Origin of the sequence: Desulfomicrobium macestii, from assembly GCF_014873765.1 — a bacterium.
GTDB classification, from domain to species: domain Bacteria; phylum Desulfobacterota; class Desulfovibrionia; order Desulfovibrionales; family Desulfomicrobiaceae; genus Desulfomicrobium; species Desulfomicrobium macestii.
Genome location: NZ_JADBGG010000017.1, coordinates 87,588 through 104,539, shown reverse-complemented (window position 1 = coordinate 104,539; position 16,952 = coordinate 87,588). Strand labels below are relative to the sequence as shown.

Below are 16,952 nucleotides of genomic sequence, written 5' to 3'. Positions count from 1 at the left end.
GCCAGAGAAGGCCCTCGATTGTTCAGAAGTATTTCCACGGACAACATGTTCGATACGCAGCCTAAAATGTTAACTGTTTAGGGCTCGGAGTAATACATGGATGCCTAGCGATGTAAGAAATTCCGAAAAAAACTGTTACTTTTAACCTTGAAGCCCCAGCCCGGGCACTCGGGCATGGGCGCTCCGCCGCGGTTTCGTTCACGGAGCGGCTCGGGTGACGGCGCAACTCCCTGAATAGCGAAGCCGGGATCAAACGGCAGCGTCAGCGCTTCATTTTCCGGTCGGAGGCGAAGAGGCTTTCGTTCAGAGCTTCGTCGCCTGCCTGCGCAAATGTCTTCAGAATATCCCATTCGGCCTTGATGCGGACCCTGATCTGATCCCAGCCGAGTTCGTCATCATGCCACCGGGTGGAGGGACCGGATCGCAGGTTTTCATACGCCGCGAGGGCCTTGCGCGCGGAAGCCGCCATCGAATAGACATCGGCCGTGGCGCGGGCGGAGGCGGCCAGGGCCTCTTTCTGGTCCCGCGAGCGCGCATGAACCCACTGTAGCGCAGCGGCGAAGGCCTCCCTGGTTTCCTCCCTGATCATCCTACCGTTGTCCCCGTCCACGACGACTTCCCTGACACCCGGCGCATCGAGGGCCACCACCGGAAGGCCTGCTGCCTTCGCTTCGGTCAGGACCATGCCCTGAGTTTCGCTTTTCGACGCGAACGCGAACACGTCCATCGCATTGAGCGCATCGGCGAGATCGTCCTTCTCCAGCACGCCGCAGGTATGGAGGCGCCCGCTCATGCCGGCCCCGGCAAAGATTCGCTTGATCGCCTCCAGCGAAGGTCCGGCGCCGACCAGCAGAAACACCGCCGCGCCATGCTCCTCCATGAAGTCCGCAACCGATCTTGCGAGAAACTCCAGATTCTTTTCAGGCGCCAGGCGACCCATGTGCCCGACCACGAACGCATCCTCGGGGATATGCTTTTTCATCCTGAAATCCCGACCCTTGCCCCTTGCAAAACGCTCCACGCTGACCCCCGAGGGCACCACCAGCACCGGCGAGGTGACTCCGCGCCGGATCAGCATGTCGCGAATGCTCTCGCTTGGCGCAAAAACCTGATCGGCGAGATTGGCATAGCGGGTGGACAGCTCGATGACGAAACGCTTCATCGCCGGCGAATCACCCGGCACATAGTGCGTGTACTGCTCGTAAAGCGTGTGGTGTGTGAACACCAGCGGCAGGTCGAACTTTCGCGCTATCCGCAGGGCGGTCATGCCGAGCAGGAAAGGATGCTGGGAGTGGATGACGTCGGGGCCGAAGTCCTCCATCCTGTCGTACAGTCCCCGCGATACTGGCAGCACCACCGAAAAGTCGCTGCCGTTGAAATGCTGGATGGCGGGAATGCGGAAGACATCGGTTTCATGCTCCGGCGCATTCTCGAATTCCGGCGCCACGACCAGCACGCGGTGACCCATTTCCCGGTATGCCTTCGCGAACGCTTCCACCGAGCGCGCCACGCCCCCCACGTGCGGCGTGAAGGTGTTCGTGATGAGCGCGATGTTCATGCAGGGAGTTCCTCTCTTGTGACGATCACGGTTGTGGTGCTTTGTTCCAGCGAGACAGGCTCATGGCCCGGGAGACGAACGTCGATGGGTGGTTGCTGACCGCGCCATGCCGTCCGCAGGTCGATTTCGACGCTGGTGTCCGAGACTGGATTCAGGGCAATCGACACCGGACCGAAGCTTGTGGGAGCCGGTCCGAACAGCACGGGTCTGCCCTCTTTCAGCCAGCGCCCGGGAATACCCGCGCACAGAATCAGACGATCGCCCTCTTCGCGCACAAAAGAGTTGCGCACCATCAGGACCCATTCGGCCGCCGCCCACACATGATGGCCATCACCCATGCACCCTCCCCGGGTTTGCGGATGAATCGCTTCAGGCCACTGGCCCGTCGGCGTCGCCAGCCCTGCCACCGCGTCCATCAGTTCCAGATGCCGGGGGTCATTGGCACGTAGCAACACCTGCGCCACATGCAGGGTCAGATACGCGTTGAGACCGGAATGGATCATGTCCTGAAAAAAAGCGCCGTCGATAAAACAGGCTTTCAGCAGAAACTCCGCGCAGTCGAGCAGCCGGGGATCGTCCGCGGCATGCAGTTGCAGGGGGTAGCCGGATACGATCGACCCGATGGCGCCGGAATCCAGCCGCCGGTAGGGCGAAGCCGGCATGCCCGGACGTCCCAGCCGCTGCGCGCAGGAAGCCAGGCTGCGGTCCACCGACGCGGTGAAATCGACGGCGGCGCGCGTAAACTCGGCGGCCATGTCGGCATCATGGCCGAGGACCAGGTCCGCGGCGCAATGCAGTCCGGCGATGCCCCAGAAGTCATCCCAGTAGTAGTAATCGTTGGGACCGAGGTGCTCGGCGCTGAATCCCGCAGGCAGCAAACCCGCATGCGGCGCGGCGAGCTTGCCGGAAAGCCGCTTGCGCATGATCCAGCGCGCACCGCGTGCAATCACGTTGCGCCAGTCGGCGGTCAGTTTCCTGCCGGTGAGTTCCTGGTAGCGGTGCAGGATCCACAGCACCTCACCGTTGGAATCCCACTCGCCGTCCTGCGACCGGAAATAGCCAAGCGGAGTCTGCCGTTCCGGAAAGCGCCTCAGCGCGCGTTCGGCCCGCGCTTCCAGGCCCACGCACAGCAGGGCATGGATGATGTAGGCGGCATCACGAAACCAGAAACGCCTGTAGGTCGATGGGCCCGGATACACATCGTCCGGCGAATGCAGAATCAACGAGGTGATCGCCGCGTCATAGAGTTCCTGGTATCTGCGCTCGGGACACTGCAACATGCACGCGGATTCGCGAAGGTCCGCCCAGGCATTTTGCGCAAGTACGGGCGTCTTGTGCGGCAGCGGAATACGGGCGGTCAGGACCCTCTCGCCGTCTTCGGGTATCGCGAACAGCGCCGCCGCCGTCACCATGCCGTGGTCGCAGCTGCCTGCGCCGTGTTCTTCGATTTCGGCACGGGCTTGCGCCTGCTTCAAATGGAGCGCGACATCGCCATGACCATAATCGGATACCAGGTGACGTTCCACCGGCACGCTGAACACGACACTCTGTTCCTCGTTCACGGTCCAGGTCCTGCGATCAGGGGAAAGTGCCACGTCGTTGATGAAGCTGATCCCTTCCGCATTGGCCGGGCGCAACGCGAGCGCCAGCCAGGCGGGACCGTCGGCCCGGGCCGTCAGGGTCAGCACGCACACCGGCATTCCGCCTTCGAGCTCGACGCTCGCCGTGCTGCTAAGGATAAGGCCGCCCTCCTGGATCCGTGTCGTGATCGCAAGGCCCCTGGACATGTCCTGCCGCTGATCGCCGCTTAGGCAACGCGACGGAAACAGGTTGCGCCCACCTTCCGTGCACACCCAGCCATCTAGGGACCAGCCGTCCAGGCAGGGCGTCAGGAGGCCGCGCGGATCGACCAGCGGAAATTCCTCGCAGTCGGGATAACCGAGCGCGGTCCAGTTGCGATGGGTGAGATTGATATGCGAGACCGAAAAGGCGCGTGGAATGAATGATTCGTCATTGGGGTTGAACTGGCGTTCGACCCAGTAGGGCCACACCCAGTCCATGTTGTACTGGATCACGCGACTGTTGATCAGGCCGCGCGCGTGAAACACGACACCCGCACGCAACAGTTCAACCGGTTCGCCCACTTCGGAGGGCTGCGCGAAACTGCGGAGCCGCGCGAGCAGTTCGATCGGATCGAGGAAACCCTGGCGACGCGCCGCACGCCGTATGATGTATTGCAAAAAGGTCCATTTCGAAAATTTCATGAGCTGTCCTTGGCGGGTCCTGCCCTTTCCCCTGCTTCAGGCCCGGGCTTGCCGCCCTGCGCGCCTTCGCTTTCCCGCGAATACTCCGCCAGGGCCCGCCGCGCCAGTTTGTTGAAATAGAGCAACGCAACGATCGTCATGACGAACCCCAGGCCATATATCGCCCACTGCAACGGCGAGCGCTCCATCTCGCCCCGCAAAAGGCTTGCCAGATCGGCGGTGATCGAGCCCAGGTAGACGTTGTGCAACGAAAACGGAATGAACCCGATCAGCGAACCGAGCACGAAGCCCTTGAACGTGAACCGTGTCAGTCCGAAGAGATAATTGGAAATCTTGCCCGGAAAGAACGGGATCAGCCGGGTGAGCATCACGACTTTCAAGTCGTGACGCGCCATTTCGTCGCTGACGACCTGCAACCTGCCGTGACTGACGATGAACCGCGAGGCGCGCTCGCCAAGCAGGTGACGGGCGATCAGAAAGGCCAGCGACGCGCCGATGGCCGTGCCCGCCACGACCAGCGCGGTCCCCTCGATGACGCCGAACACGAAGCCGGCACCCGTGGTGACGAAAAAGCCCGGCAAAAGGAGGACCACTACCGCCGCCATCAGCAGGATGAAGTAGACTCCGGCCATCACACCCTGCGCGTCTATCCACTCCAGCAATGCGACCAGCTGCTCGTGAAGATCAAAATAGACGAGCACCGCGAGAATCAGGCCGACGAACACAATGCCGGAGGCGATCCCAAGCAGAGGTCTTTTCATGCCTGTTGCGGCGAGTGAAGTGAAAGCACTGAATACGGATTTGACCATTTTCCTTTTTTACCTGCGCTGCAAGATCGGTGCAAAAAGAAGAAGACAGCTTGCATATGCATGGAATTATTAAGGCAAAATATCATCTTCTCATAACAACCTGACACATCTACGTGGAAATTCCAAAAAATATTCCCCAACAAAATCAGAAAGGAAGCCATGAAGTTGCCGTTAGCATGATTGATGGGCGATGTCCAAACGGCAGTCTACCCGGGTCGACAGGAATGCCAAGGGTACCCAGACAACCTCCAAGTCGTGTTTGAAAATGGACACAGCCCAAAAAAAGGGGGGGGAAAGATGGTCAGTATTCGCTTCGTGGGGCTTGGACGCGAAATGGTTGCCGCCCGGGGACGGTCATGGAACCGGCACGGCGACATCGAAGGGGAAAGTAGGCGAAACAGGCAAAAAGGAGGGGCGTGAAGAGGACACGTATTCGCCTCGAAAACCCCGGCCTCTGGTCACGACGTGTCAGCCACACGCACAGGCTGGCGGATCTGGTCCGGGATGACCGGATCGATTTCTTGCGAAAGAGGCGTCATGATTGAGCGACATCGAAAATCAGACCCCGGATCTTTTCCTCGTGGCCTCACAGCCTCAGGCTGACCCGGGTTCTTGAAATCAACGGACTTCCGATCGGCCGGAATTCGCCACCGACGTTCCGGCGCTCATCCATCCAGGCACTCTTCGGAACCTGATCCTCGAACGCCTCCCGTCAAGGGCAATTCCACGATGAACCGCGTGTCTTCGCCCGGGGCGGACTCCACGCGCATGCGGCCCTTGTGGCTGCGTGTGACGATGAAATAGGAGACCGTAAACCCCAGCCCCATAACCACGCCCGGGGGCTTGGTGTTCAAGTTCGGCCAGGGCGCCCTCGGCCGAGGGCACCCTGCGCAGATCGAACTCATCGAAATCATCCAGGAAGTCGTAAAGGGCCTTGCAGATGCTGGCCCCGTCGTCGATGATCATTATTCATGGGCGCATGGCAGCGCTTCTCCCGTCGCGGGATCTTCAGGTCCCGGGATCACAGCGGCACCCCGGGGGAAGACCACGCAGCTCAACTGTATGACATTTTCAAATCCGTAAATGAGTATGATCGCGACACGCGTTTGTTCCAACTAAAAAATCGCATGTAACATCCTCGCCACACAACGAATTGCCTTTGCGGCACCGGAATCCAAGCACACGGGCGCGACTCAGAGGGGCCGCGGGTTATGATGTCATACGGTTATGACGCGTCATGGCGGGCTTCAAATCCGGAAACGGGACACGAGTTCCGCCAACCGCTCGGCCAGGTTCGAAAGCTCCGCCGCACTCTGCTGCACGGTCCTGCTGCTGGTGGTCATTTCATCGGAGGCGGTCCGTACCTTGGCGATGTCCGTGCTGATGGTACGGGTCATGGTCGAACTGGCGGCAACGTTCTCATTGATTTCCGTGATTCCTGACGAAGCCTGTCCCACGTTCTCGGCGATGTCGCGAGTGGTCGCGGACTGTTCCTCCACGGCCGCCGCGATGCCTCCGACGATGACGTTCATGTCACCGAAGACGGTGGATATGGCCGCTATCTCGGCCACGGTGTCGCCGGTCACCGCCTGGATGCCGCCGATGCGCTCCCGGATATCCTCGGTGGCCCTGGACGTCTGCAACGCCAGTTCCTTGATCTCGTTGGCAACCACTGCGAAGCCCTTGCCCGCATCGCCGGCCCGTGCCGCTTCGATGGTCGCGTTCAGCGCCAGAAGGTTGGTCTGGGCGGAAATGGCCGTGATGGTCTCCGTGACAGCCCCGATTTCCCTGGCCGCCGCGCCAAGTCTGTCGACTCTCACCGAGGCCTGGGCTGCCTTGTCCACGGCGCTTTCCGTCGTGTTCTTCGCCCGCTCGGAGCTACCGGCTATCTCGTGGATGGTGGCGCTCATCTCCTCGGCGGCCGCTGCCACGGTGTTCATGTTCACGGCGGCCTGCTCCATGGAGGCGGAAACGGTATGCATGCTGGCGCTGACCTCCTCGGAAGCGGCGCTGACGGAGTTGGCCAGATCGGCGGTCCGAACCGAGCCGTCGGCCATCTGGGAGGAAACGGCGGAAAGCTCCGAGGAAGACGCGGCCAGGGCCCGTGTGGCCGCGTTGATTTCTCCGAGCATCTCCTTGGTGCGCTCGACCATGGTATTCATGGCGTCCGACAGGCTGCCGATGGCGTCTCGGGCCGTGTAGGTGAAGTGCACGGTATAGTCGCCTTCCGAGACCTTGAGGCTCTGGGCCGCGAGATGGTTCAGGGGCGCGGTGATGGAACGCATCACAAGGGCGATGCCGCCGAGCGTCAGGGCGGAAAAGCAGAGAACGCCAAGGAGGGATATCCTCCTGGCCATGGCATCCTCACGCTCCACGATGGCCCGGGCGGCCGAGGCCATCTCTTCGATGAGAGGCTCGGTGGTCCGGATCACCTCCCGGAACCGCTCCTGGTTGGCGGCGATGTCCTCGGCTGCGGCGACATACTTGGCGAAGGAGTCTTCATAGGCGGACAGGAGCTCGCGCAGCTTTTTCCGGGCTGCATCATCGTACAGCTCTGAGCCTTCGATTCCCGACCGCATAACACTGGCATCTTTTTTAAATGAATCCAAATATTTAGACTCACCCCGCAGCATGAAATCCTTTTCCCTACGCCGGAGCATGAGCATCTGGGCCATGAGCGTGTCGTCCTCCTGGGCACCGACCATCTCCTCGACGGCGTGAACCGAGGCGCGAAGATCGCCCGTGAACCCTTCATTCTCGTTCAGCCCCTGGCTCTTCATGTTTTCGACGACGACGGAAAAAGCCGCCAGATATTCGCGCATCAGGCCGCCGACCGTCTGGGCCCGGCCTGCCATTTCGGAGTCGCGCATGGTTTCCAGGAGACCCATGGCCTCCTCGACACTGGCCGCGACCAGATCGACATGAGACAGGTCCTTGCGGGCCAGAAAATCCTTTTCCGCGCGGCGAGCCTCAAGCATGAGAATTTCAACATCCAGCCCGGTCTCGAAGAGATGGGCGGCCCGGGCCTGCCTGCTGTTGCCGTATTCGTTGACAAGAAAAACGCTCAGGAACCCGAGAATGGCAATGCAGGCTATGAGGAGCAATTTCACTCGTATGGTCATGGGTATTCCTCTCTTTCGATAATTTTATCTGTCAGGGCAGCAATCTTGCCACGCAATAACGCTGGCAACATACAACATTTTTGTCGCAAAAAATGAACATCGACATAAAATTGGAACTCATACTTGCAGGGAGGGAAACGCTAAGCGCAAGTAAAACCATACAGGTCTTTGCAAGGTTGCTTAGGTTCAAGGCATGAATAACAAGAGAGTCCGAAAATGACAATTTCCCGAAAAAGTCAAATGCTAAAATGATTGATCCGCACACATTTTGCCACAACGGCTCAAAATACTTGCAGGGAAAAACGAGGATACCCGGAATTTCGCACAAACGAGTTGGCAAGAAGGGCATCCTCCTTTCTTTGGATAGGAATTCCCGGTACCGGCGGCCGCTCATGCCAAATCTTCCGCGCGCCATGCGCGGCACAAACGAAAACTATTTTTTGTGCCCCGATTCGGGTATGGACGTGTGGAAACTGAACGCTGGGGAGAGGGAGACGCGAACATGGCGGTTTTGCATACGTTGAGATTGGCGGCGGTGTTGACAGGCACCCTTTGCTTCCTGATTTGGCCCCTGTCCAACCCGGCCACCTGCGCGCCGGATTCCGCCGGACAGGAGATGCGGGAACTGGAACAGGAGGGCAAACTCACCGTCCGGGCCCTGCGTGGCTGGAACATGCTGCCTGCCCCGTTCATGCGGCTTGCCCTGGAGCTGCATCAAGGCGGAATCGACATTCTCGGAGCAGACGTGCAGAAAATTCAGTCTCTGGCCCAAGAGGCAAAAAGCGCAAATGCCGGGTCCCTGGCCAAACATGTCGACGCCCTGGAAGCGCTGGCCAAATACATGCAGGAATTCGCGGCCCGTCAGGCGAACGCCACTGCCGCGACTCTGCCCGATGGACCGGAACACGCGGGCGGCGAACCGCAGACGGCCCCGCCTGTCCCGGCGCCTGTCCCGGTGCCTGTCCCGGTGCTTGGCGCGGCGCCCGTACAAGACTCTGATCTGCTCGGTACGGACGATTACGACTGGCGAAACACTCCGGACCTGCAGGCCGAGAAGCAGGCCATCGGACAGCGGCAGAACGATTTCCGGCAGGCCATGGACCGCAAGGACATCACGGGGGCTACGGCCCTCATTGCCAAGGACCGGCGCGACGTCTACGCGGCTCTGTTCGCGGCCAATCCCGACGCCATGCCGTCGTTTGGCGCCCTGTTCGAATCGGCGGAAATCACGTTCCTGAGTCCTCCCGCCGAGCCGGAAAAGGACGCAACGCTCAGAACTGCCGAGTATGCACTGGAACTGGACGGATTCACCTTCTATGCAAGGTGGATGAAAGATGGCGACACCTGGTTTCTGGCCGATTTCTGAAGGGGCTTGCTCATGAAGATCAAACTTTTCTGCACTGCGCTTCTGCTTCTTTTTCTTGCCGCAACGCATGACGGCCTGGCCTGGAACCAGGGAACGCATCGGCAGATCAACTACGAAGCGGTCAATGTTTTCTACAGGCAGATGGAAGGCAAGAAGAAGTATCTTCTGGGACCATTGCCGGACGAATTGCGCCAGCAACCCTGCCGGGGCATCGCCGTGACCAGCTCCGGCCTTGACATCGGGCATTACACGATCGCCGAGGGTTCCTTCACGATGCCGCAGTGGATCATCGTGGGCGGAGACTGGGCCGACGAACCGCACCTGTATGCCTCGGTACGGCATTTCTACGACCCCCTTGGCCTTGTGAAGCCATACCTGACGGATCAGTTCTGGGCCCATGGAGTCCTGTATGAAGCTCCCGGCATCGACGCAAAGACCTGGGGGCTGGACCACCCGGACAATCCGTTCAGCTTCCGGCAGGGGCTGACCTATTACAAGCTCGCCATGGAGGTCGACGACAGCGTTCCCCTGCCGCCCACGCTCGCGCCGAATCATTTCAAACTCAACCTGAATCTGGCTCCGATCGACCATGCCGACCAACGCAGCGTCTATCTCGCCCTGGCGTACCGGGCGCTGGGCGAGGCCATGCACATGATGGGCGACATGACGCAGCCAGCGCACGTCCGCAACGACTCCCACCCCCTCGACGAACCCATCGAGACGCGCATCTTCAGCGAACATGTCCGTGCCGCCGCCGCAGACCCCTTCCTTGATCCGCGACTGCAGCCCATCCTGGCCAGCGCTGGCGGAACCCTCCAGGATCCCGAGCGTCTGGTCCGCGAAGTGGCGGGCTTCACCAACAGGCATTTCTATTCCGAGGACACGATCCACGACAAGGCTTCCAAAATCATTCCGAACAATTACGACCCGCTCCTGGCGCACGCCTATCCGTCTCCGCAATTTTCCGATCTGCGTGAAAGCGCGACCCTTGTTCAGGGCTATCTGATCAAACGCAGAGTGAAACGCTACGACGGACAAGGGGGAGCCTTCGACTGGACGCGGGTACCCATGGCGCAGGAGCGCCTCAGTTTTCACTGGTTCGACCCGGACCAGTCCATCTGGATCGACCCACTGGAGTCCGCGGCCTCCTTCTCGGGCGCCACGGGGCGCTATCACATCCCGAACGCCTACGCGCCCAGTCAGGCCAAGGTGCTGCTGCCCATAGCGATCCATGCCAACGCGGATCTGATGGACATGTTTTTTCCGACCATGGAGCTTGTCTCGGCCTTTGCCGAAAAAGGCGTGGAAAAAGGGGAAGTGCCCGGCGAGGCCGAGTATTCGAGGTACGTGATCGAGGTCGATACGGACATGACGCATCACAAGGAACAGGACGTGGCCTGGAAGGCGTACGGGCTTGCGATCGAATACACGGGTCCGGCGACACTGGTCATCGCCCGCGACGGGAAGCCGGTCAGCAGGCGCGCGCTGCATTTCCGCAAGGGCAAACTCGAAGCCATCGAAAAGGCCGACGGCACCCTTGAGAAGAGGAAATTGCGCCTTTACGCGCCCCTGGGCGAACACGCCCTGACCGAGGAAGAGGAATTCTATGGCATCGAGGACGGCCAGACGGCCCATGTGGAGATCGAAGCGGGAACAAGGCGCTTCAAAAGCGAACCCTGGACCTATAAGGAAAAGGAGACAACGGTCACCATCCAGCCGCCGCGCATCGTGACATACGAGATGGCCGAGGGCGCCACCCAGGTCACGCACGAGTTCGAGGCGGCCGCCCGCCCCGATGACGGCTATCGCTTCGTGTGGAATTTCGGCGACGGGGCGTCCTTCTCCGAGGACGTGCAGCCGGGGGGCTCGTCGAAGACGAGCCACACCTACACGAACCTGAAGGCCGGTGACAGCTTCCGTCCCGAAGTCCGGCTGGAGAGCGCGAGCGGAGCGTTCTTGGCCAAGGACTCCATATCGATCGACATTACGGAAAAAGAGGACGCCCTCGAGCCCGCTCCGGTGGTAGCCGAAGGCGGCGGACGCTGGATGCTGACAAGAACCTGGCAGGACATCCTCGAAAGCTCTCGTTTCAATACCGTCAAGGTTCAGGGTGCAAAGACATCCGCCTCGATCCACATCGCCGTGAAGGATCGAAGCGCCACCTGGATATTCGACTACGCGGCCAGCTGGTCGCCGCTGCCGGTCTCGGCCGCGCCGGGAGAAGAGGTGGAAATCCAGCTGAAAGTCGACAAGGCGGAAGGCTCCACGGGGCCGGTCTGGTCATGCGGACTCGAAATTTACGACGGCCGCCACAGGGAGCACAACTACCCGCCCCCCAAGGCGAGCCTTTTCTCCTCCGGGTTCCAATGGAAATCTGTCTGGGTCGACAAAAACCCCAAGGTTACGCAGACAACCTACAAAATCTCGTTTGGGAACAACCCCAAGAAGGGAGACAAGCAGGTCGTGACCGTCCGTTTCGTGGGCCACGGTTGCGGAATGGCCATCGCCCACGGTGCCGTGCACCAGTATTACGAGTACACCTATCAGCCTTGAAAACGCCCGGAAGCGCTTGCGACTGCGGCACGACGCCATCGATAGTGCAGAAAAACAGGAACGTCTGGCGATCGGAAGAGGCGCGGCCTGCCGGTGGGTTAGTTCGTGGTCGCGGCCTGCGAGAGGCGCGGGCCATCGACGGCTTTGGCCAGGTCCATGTCGGCCGTCAGCTCCGCAACCTTGGCCTTGAAGGCGGCGCGATCCTTCTTGGAAATGGAGGACATGATCGGGATGGGCGCCGTGACCGGATCGACCGGACGCCCCGCGACATGGAACTCGTAATGCAGATGGGGGCCGGTGGACCGGCCGGTGTTGCCGGACAGGGCGATCTTGTCGCCGCGTTTGACCCTTTGCCCCTTGCGGACCAGGAATTTGCTCAAATGCAGGTAGCGGGTCGAGTAGCGGTCGCTGTGCCGGATTTCGATGTATTTACCGGCGAAACGGTGCTGGAGGGTGCGTGTGACCACGCCATCGCCCGGGGCGAATATGGGCGTGCCCACGGACATGCGGAAATCGGCGCCGTTGTGCGGGGAGACCCTGCCGGTGACCGGGTGGCGCCGCCTGGGATTGAAGGCCGACGACAGTCGCTGGCTGCCCTTGAACGGATAGCGGACAAAGGCGCGCATGAGGCTGTTGCCCTCGCGGTCGTAGTACTTGCCGTCCGAGAACAGATAGGCGTCATAGGTCCGTTTCCGGCAGATGATGCGGATGCCCAGGATCTGGCTCTCGCCTGTGAACTCGTCACCGACGTACTGCTGCCTGCGCACGACCTGAAACGTGTCCCCAGCCTGCAGGTCGCGGCGAAAGTTGATGCGTCCCTTGAGCAGCTCCGCGATGCTCGCCACTTCCTGATCGTTCAGGCCCGCGTTCTGGGCGGAGACAAAAAAGCTGCCCTCTATGCCGCCAGCCAGGGTCTGCTGCACCCAGGTGCCGGGGTGGATGACTTCCTCGAACTCGAAATTTTCCGCGTCAACCCGCCGATAGACGACCTGCCGGGCCGGATTCACGGAGAGCACCATCCGTTCCAGGCTCCAGTCGGGATTGAAGGTGAACGTCAGCGTGTTCCCGGGGCGCAGGATGTCCAGGGCCAGAATCTGCTCGTCGGCGTCCATGATCTGGAACAGGGTCGTCTGGGAGATGAGGTGCTTATCGAAGATGGAGCTCAGAGTGTCGCCGTCCTGGATCCGACATTCCTGCACGGGCTCCCGCCTGGGCGGTTCCGGCACTTCGGCCGCGACCGCCGTGGCGTTGGCCATGGTGGCGTTGCCCATGGTCGCGTTGTCTGTGGTGGCGTTGTCCGTGGCGACGGAGTCCTCGGCGGGGCTGCCGAACACGGCGAGGATATCCTGCCGGTGCGACCATGCCAGGTACAGCGCGCAAACAATGACCAGACCGGCCAGGAGGATCGGGATGAGCCGACGTCGGCGCGCCAGTTTCCGTTTGTCGTTGATATAGTAATTTTTCATGAGGTGTTGCGATTGTATCCGGGGTCGGCCCATGGTCCGGGCCCAAGGGCGGCGCCGTGTCTTCAGCGATGCAACGAAGTGCCTGCAAAAATATTCAGCGTGGGTCAAGCGTTACGGAAAAGCGGCACGACGAACAGACCATTGCCTTGACTCCATCGACTTGACTGGAGATATTGAAAAACGTCAGCGAGAACGAGGCCTCCATCGCCAGAATGCGGCAGGCCAGGCCAGCGCCACCTTACGAAAATCGCCGACAGCATCCCGCAAACGTCGGCCGGTTCAACAGGGGCAACACCAACATCCGCCTATGCATGACATTGTTCTCACCACGCTCAATGCGCGGTATATCCACCCCGCCATCGGCCTGCGCTACCTGCATGCCAATCTGCATGACCTGCGGCCACGGGCCGTTATCCAGGAATTCGTCATTTCGGAACAACTGATCGACATTGCTGAAAAAATCCTGGCGCACCGTCCCAGAATCATCGGCCTTGGCGTCTACATCTGGAACGGGAGAGAATGCGAACAGCTGGTACGCATTCTCAAAACCCTCGCGCCCGAGACGCTGCTTGTTCTGGGCGGGCCGGAAGTCAGCCATTTTCCGCACCGGCTTGATTTTTCCCTGGCCGACCACGTGATCCGCGGCGAAGGAGAAGAGCAATTCCATCAGCTCTGCTCCTCGTATCTGTCAGGCGACACCGGGATGCCCCGGATCATCACGGCCAGCCCGCCCGATCCGGACCGCCTTGTCATGCCGTACGACCTGTACACCGACGAGGACATCGCCCACCGGGTCATTTATGTGGAAGCTTCCAGGGGCTGCCCCTTTTCCTGTGAATTCTGCCTGTCCTCCATCGACAAAAAGGTCCGCTATTTCGACCCGGAGCGGTTTCTGCGCGAACTGGCCACGCTCTGGGAGCGGGGGGCGCGCAACTTCAAGTTCATCGACCGGACTTTCAACCTGAGCATGCAGCGGGTCGGGCCGATCCTGGATTTTTTCCTGCGCCGGGAACCACCGTTTCTGGTCCATTTTGAAGTCGTGCCCGAACATTTTCCCGATGAATTGCGGGAACAGCTTGCCAAGTTTCCTCCGGGCACCCTGCAACTGGAAGTCGGCATCCAGACCCTGAATGCGGATGTGGCCGCGTCCATCCACCGGCGGCTGGACATGGACAGGATCACGGCCAACCTGCGCTTTCTGGAAGAAAAGACCAATGCCCATCTGCATGTGGACCTGATCATAGGGCTACCCGGGGAAAGCGCGGACAGCTTTGGCCGCAACCTGAACCGCCTGGCGGGCCTGACCAGGGCGGAAATCCAGCTGGGCGTCCTGAAAAAACTGTCCGGCACCACCCTGAACAGGCACGATGCCGTACATGGAATGACCTATCTGCCATATCCCCCATACGAAATACTGGCCAACAACCTGATTGATTTCAACCCCATGCAGGACCTAAAACGCTTGGCCCGGTTCTGGGATCTGCTCTACAACAGCGGAAACTTCAATGGCAGTGTGCGCCTGCTGTGGCCGGATCAGAATGTCTACGCGGGATTTCTGCGGTTTTCGAAATGGCTGTACGGCGCGACGCTGTCCACCTGGCAGATTGCCCTGAAACGCCTGGCGGAACTGCTTTTCGCCTACCTGACCGAGGAGCTTGGGCTATCTAAAAACGAGGCGGCCAACGCCATTGCCGCCGACCTTCTGAAAGTCAAGGGCCGCCCCCTGCCCCTGGTGATTTCGGACAACATGACTTTTCATCCCAGGTCGCTGGAAGCCATAAATACATCCGGCCCCGGAAAGAGGCAGGCCAAGCATCTGGAGTGACGCCCGCTGCTCATGCCCAAGAAATTGCAGGGTTTATAATGTACCTTTGCGCCGTGACATTTCGATAAGATAACAGAGCGTTACATGCCCTCAGCCCGACTCGATGCCGGACGACTATCCCCCGCCGCGCACCACATGCCCTTCTTGACATAATTCCCGCAAAGAGCGGAAGAAGACTTTCCGCCGGCGACGGATGCCAGTTATTCGGATGCTTGCGGCGGAATCGATCCCCAAACTCAAGGAGAATCCGCCATGGAACAAAAAAAAGACGTCTGCCCGAGTTGCGGCAAGGAAATACCGCACCCCGTGCTGTATCGGTGCATCAGCTGCTTTGCGAAGTATTGCGTGGAATGCGAAGGGTCGGAGTCCGGCATCCGCTGCCCCAAATGCGGACAATCCGGACGCATGGTCCTGGACCAGTGCAAGTAGGCAGGGCGCGGCTCAGGCGCGGCTGACCCGCCAGAGGGGCCGTCCGCTCGGGACGGCCCGCCCGGGAAGGAAGACGGACCGGGCTTACGGCCTGACGATGATCCCCGTGCCGTGCAGGTCGGACAGGGGGACGACGAACACTCCCTGCTCCTCGCAGAACTCCCGCACGGCCTGCCTGACGCCGCTGAATCTGGCGTTGTTGTAGTCGTGGATGATGATGTATCCGCCATGCGACATCCGCGGGTAGAAATAATGCAGGCCGTCGAGAATGGGCTTGTAGAGATCCGCGTCCAGGCTGACCACGGCGAATTCCTCATCCAGCCCCCTGGCCGTTTCCGGAAAATAGCCGACCCTAAACACGGCCCTGTCAGGGAATGGCAGCCGCTCGCGCACCGCTTCGACGCTGGTGTCCGCGAAGTCCCCCACTGCCGCCCGTGAAAATTTCCCGTCCCCCTCTACCGCCACGTCTCGCGGATCGAACCCGCTGAAGGTGTCGAAGAGGTAGAGGCTGCGTTCGGGAAAGAGGCGGTTCAGTTCCACGGCGAAGTCCCCCCGATACACGCCAAGCTCGGCCACGGCCCCGGGCACGCCCCGCTCCCGCACCTCCATGGCGATCATCTTCAGCGCGGCCAGACGCAGGTCGAAGGTCTGGCGCAGTTCCGGCGCCGTTACGACCCTCGCGGCGATATTCATGCCCTCCAGACGCGCCCGCACCTCGGCGCAGGCGTCCTTGTTGAGCATGGAGATGAAGACGGCGTCGGGTGCCAGCTCCGGAACAGCCTCGGGCGGGACGACGGGGATTTTGTCCACCATGCCGCCCCATTTTTTTTCATCGCTGTCGCAATAGGCCCTGACGGTGATGTCGGCGTTCAGCAGGCTCGCGATCATACGCCCGCCCTGCCCTGTACCCCAGATGATGACGTCCTTCATGCCCATCCCCCCTTTTTTTCAAGAATGTGCCGGGCTTCCGTCCGCGGCCAGGCCATGGGATATCGTCCGGGCCGGAAACCGTCAAAGGCATTATGGGAGATTTGACGCGATGCCCGCCATGGCTGAACGCTTGCCTGATCGTGCAACCCCATCTAAAATATGAAAATTGTCAGATATGGATGGACATGAGCAAGGACCGCAATCTGAGTTCACATGCCTGTTATCCGGACGTGGCAAACCGTATCGCGGTTAACGTGCCAACACTCTCACGCTTTTAATGCTCTGTCGGCCAGGCTTGAGGCCGGCATGAACGAGGAAGACATCTGATGCGTTTCGGACTGCCCGAAGAGGCCATCGAGGAAATCCAGGCCGCCCTGGCCCTGTACCCGGAAGTGGAAAAGGCCATCCTTTACGGTTCCCGCGCCACGGGCACGTTCAAGCCCGGTTCGGACATCGAACTGACCCTGGTCGGCGAAAAACTGACCCACAACCACCTTTTGGGCATCATGAGCGACCTTGACGACATGCTCCTGCCCTGGATGATCGACCTGTCCCTTCTCGACACCATCGACCGCCCCGGACTGCGAGAACAGATAGACCGCGAGGGGCAGACGCTCTACGAGCGCTAAA

13 protein-coding genes are annotated in these 16,952 nt (G+C 60.5%); 6 read left to right on the top strand and 7 right to left on the bottom strand.

Features of this window, described 5'->3' with window-relative positions; all coding sequences use genetic code 11:
* Positions 1–262: 262 nt before the first annotated feature.
* Genes H4684_RS12080 through H4684_RS12070 form a run of 3 tightly spaced genes read right to left on the bottom strand, consistent with a single transcriptional unit; the run spans position 263 to position 4,631 of the window.
* Positions 263–1,558, bottom strand: a complete 1,296-nt coding sequence (locus H4684_RS12080) for a glycosyltransferase (protein ID WP_192623934.1) — start codon at positions 1,556–1,558, stop codon at positions 263–265.
* Entirely contained in the window at positions 1,555–3,822 is a 2,268-nt protein-coding gene (locus tag H4684_RS12075) for a hypothetical protein (RefSeq protein WP_192623933.1), read from the bottom strand. Before H4684_RS12075 ends, H4684_RS12080 begins: the two co-directional genes overlap by 4 nt.
* The gene (locus tag H4684_RS12070) at positions 3,819–4,631 is read right to left on the bottom strand and encodes a TVP38/TMEM64 family protein (protein ID WP_192623932.1); all 813 of its coding nucleotides are present in this window, start codon (positions 4,629–4,631) and stop codon (positions 3,819–3,821) included. Before H4684_RS12070 ends, H4684_RS12075 begins: the two co-directional genes overlap by 4 nt.
* Positions 4,632–5,047: 416 nt before the next feature.
* Between H4684_RS12070 and H4684_RS12065 the strand changes: the two genes are divergently transcribed.
* Entirely contained in the window at positions 5,048–5,176 is a 129-nt protein-coding gene (locus tag H4684_RS12065) for a type II toxin-antitoxin system YoeB family toxin (RefSeq protein ID WP_192623931.1), read from the top strand.
* 120 nt (positions 5,177–5,296) lie between these two features.
* On the opposite strand, the gene H4684_RS12060 is transcribed toward H4684_RS12065, so the two are convergent.
* Entirely contained in the window at positions 5,297–5,536 is a 240-nt protein-coding gene (locus H4684_RS12060) for a hypothetical protein (protein ID WP_192623930.1), read from the bottom strand.
* 342 nt (positions 5,537–5,878) lie between these two features.
* Positions 5,879–7,753, bottom strand: a complete 1,875-nt coding sequence (locus H4684_RS12055) for a methyl-accepting chemotaxis protein (protein ID WP_192623929.1) — start codon at positions 7,751–7,753, stop codon at positions 5,879–5,881.
* 502 nt (positions 7,754–8,255) lie between these two features.
* Between H4684_RS12055 and H4684_RS12050 the strand changes: the two genes are divergently transcribed.
* Together H4684_RS12050 and H4684_RS12045 are read left to right on the top strand one after the other, a co-directional pair.
* Entirely contained in the window at positions 8,256–9,119 is an 864-nt protein-coding gene (locus H4684_RS12050; protein WP_192623928.1) for a hypothetical protein, read from the top strand.
* A gap of 12 nt (positions 9,120–9,131) precedes the next feature.
* Positions 9,132–11,672, top strand: a complete 2,541-nt coding sequence (locus H4684_RS12045; protein ID WP_192623927.1) for a hypothetical protein — start codon at positions 9,132–9,134, stop codon at positions 11,670–11,672.
* Between the two features lie 98 nt (positions 11,673–11,770).
* On the opposite strand, the gene H4684_RS12040 is transcribed toward H4684_RS12045, so the two are convergent.
* Positions 11,771–13,138 (bottom strand): peptidoglycan DD-metalloendopeptidase family protein, encoded by a 1,368-nt coding sequence (locus H4684_RS12040; protein WP_192623926.1) that lies wholly within the window; start codon positions 13,136–13,138, stop codon positions 11,771–11,773.
* 307 nt (positions 13,139–13,445) lie between these two features.
* Between H4684_RS12040 and H4684_RS12035 the strand changes: the two genes are divergently transcribed.
* Both H4684_RS12035 and H4684_RS12030 read left to right on the top strand, forming a co-directional pair.
* Entirely contained in the window at positions 13,446–14,963 is a 1,518-nt protein-coding gene (locus H4684_RS12035) for a B12-binding domain-containing radical SAM protein (protein ID WP_192623925.1), read from the top strand.
* A 252-nt stretch (positions 14,964–15,215) separates the two neighbouring features.
* Entirely contained in the window at positions 15,216–15,392 is a 177-nt protein-coding gene (locus tag H4684_RS12030; RefSeq protein ID WP_153304607.1) for a hypothetical protein, read from the top strand.
* An 84-nt stretch (positions 15,393–15,476) separates the two neighbouring features.
* Here H4684_RS12030 and H4684_RS12025 read toward each other — a convergent pair whose 3' ends face one another.
* Positions 15,477–16,322 (bottom strand): TylF/MycF/NovP-related O-methyltransferase, encoded by an 846-nt coding sequence (locus H4684_RS12025; protein ID WP_092191453.1) that lies wholly within the window; start codon positions 16,320–16,322, stop codon positions 15,477–15,479.
* A gap of 326 nt (positions 16,323–16,648) precedes the next feature.
* Here H4684_RS12025 and H4684_RS12020 point away from each other — a divergent pair, with 326 nt between their 5' ends.
* A complete protein-coding gene (locus H4684_RS12020; RefSeq protein WP_192623924.1) occupies positions 16,649–16,951 on the top strand; it encodes a nucleotidyltransferase domain-containing protein in 303 nt (100 codons plus the stop codon).
* The last annotated feature ends 1 nt before the right edge of the window (position 16,952 follow it).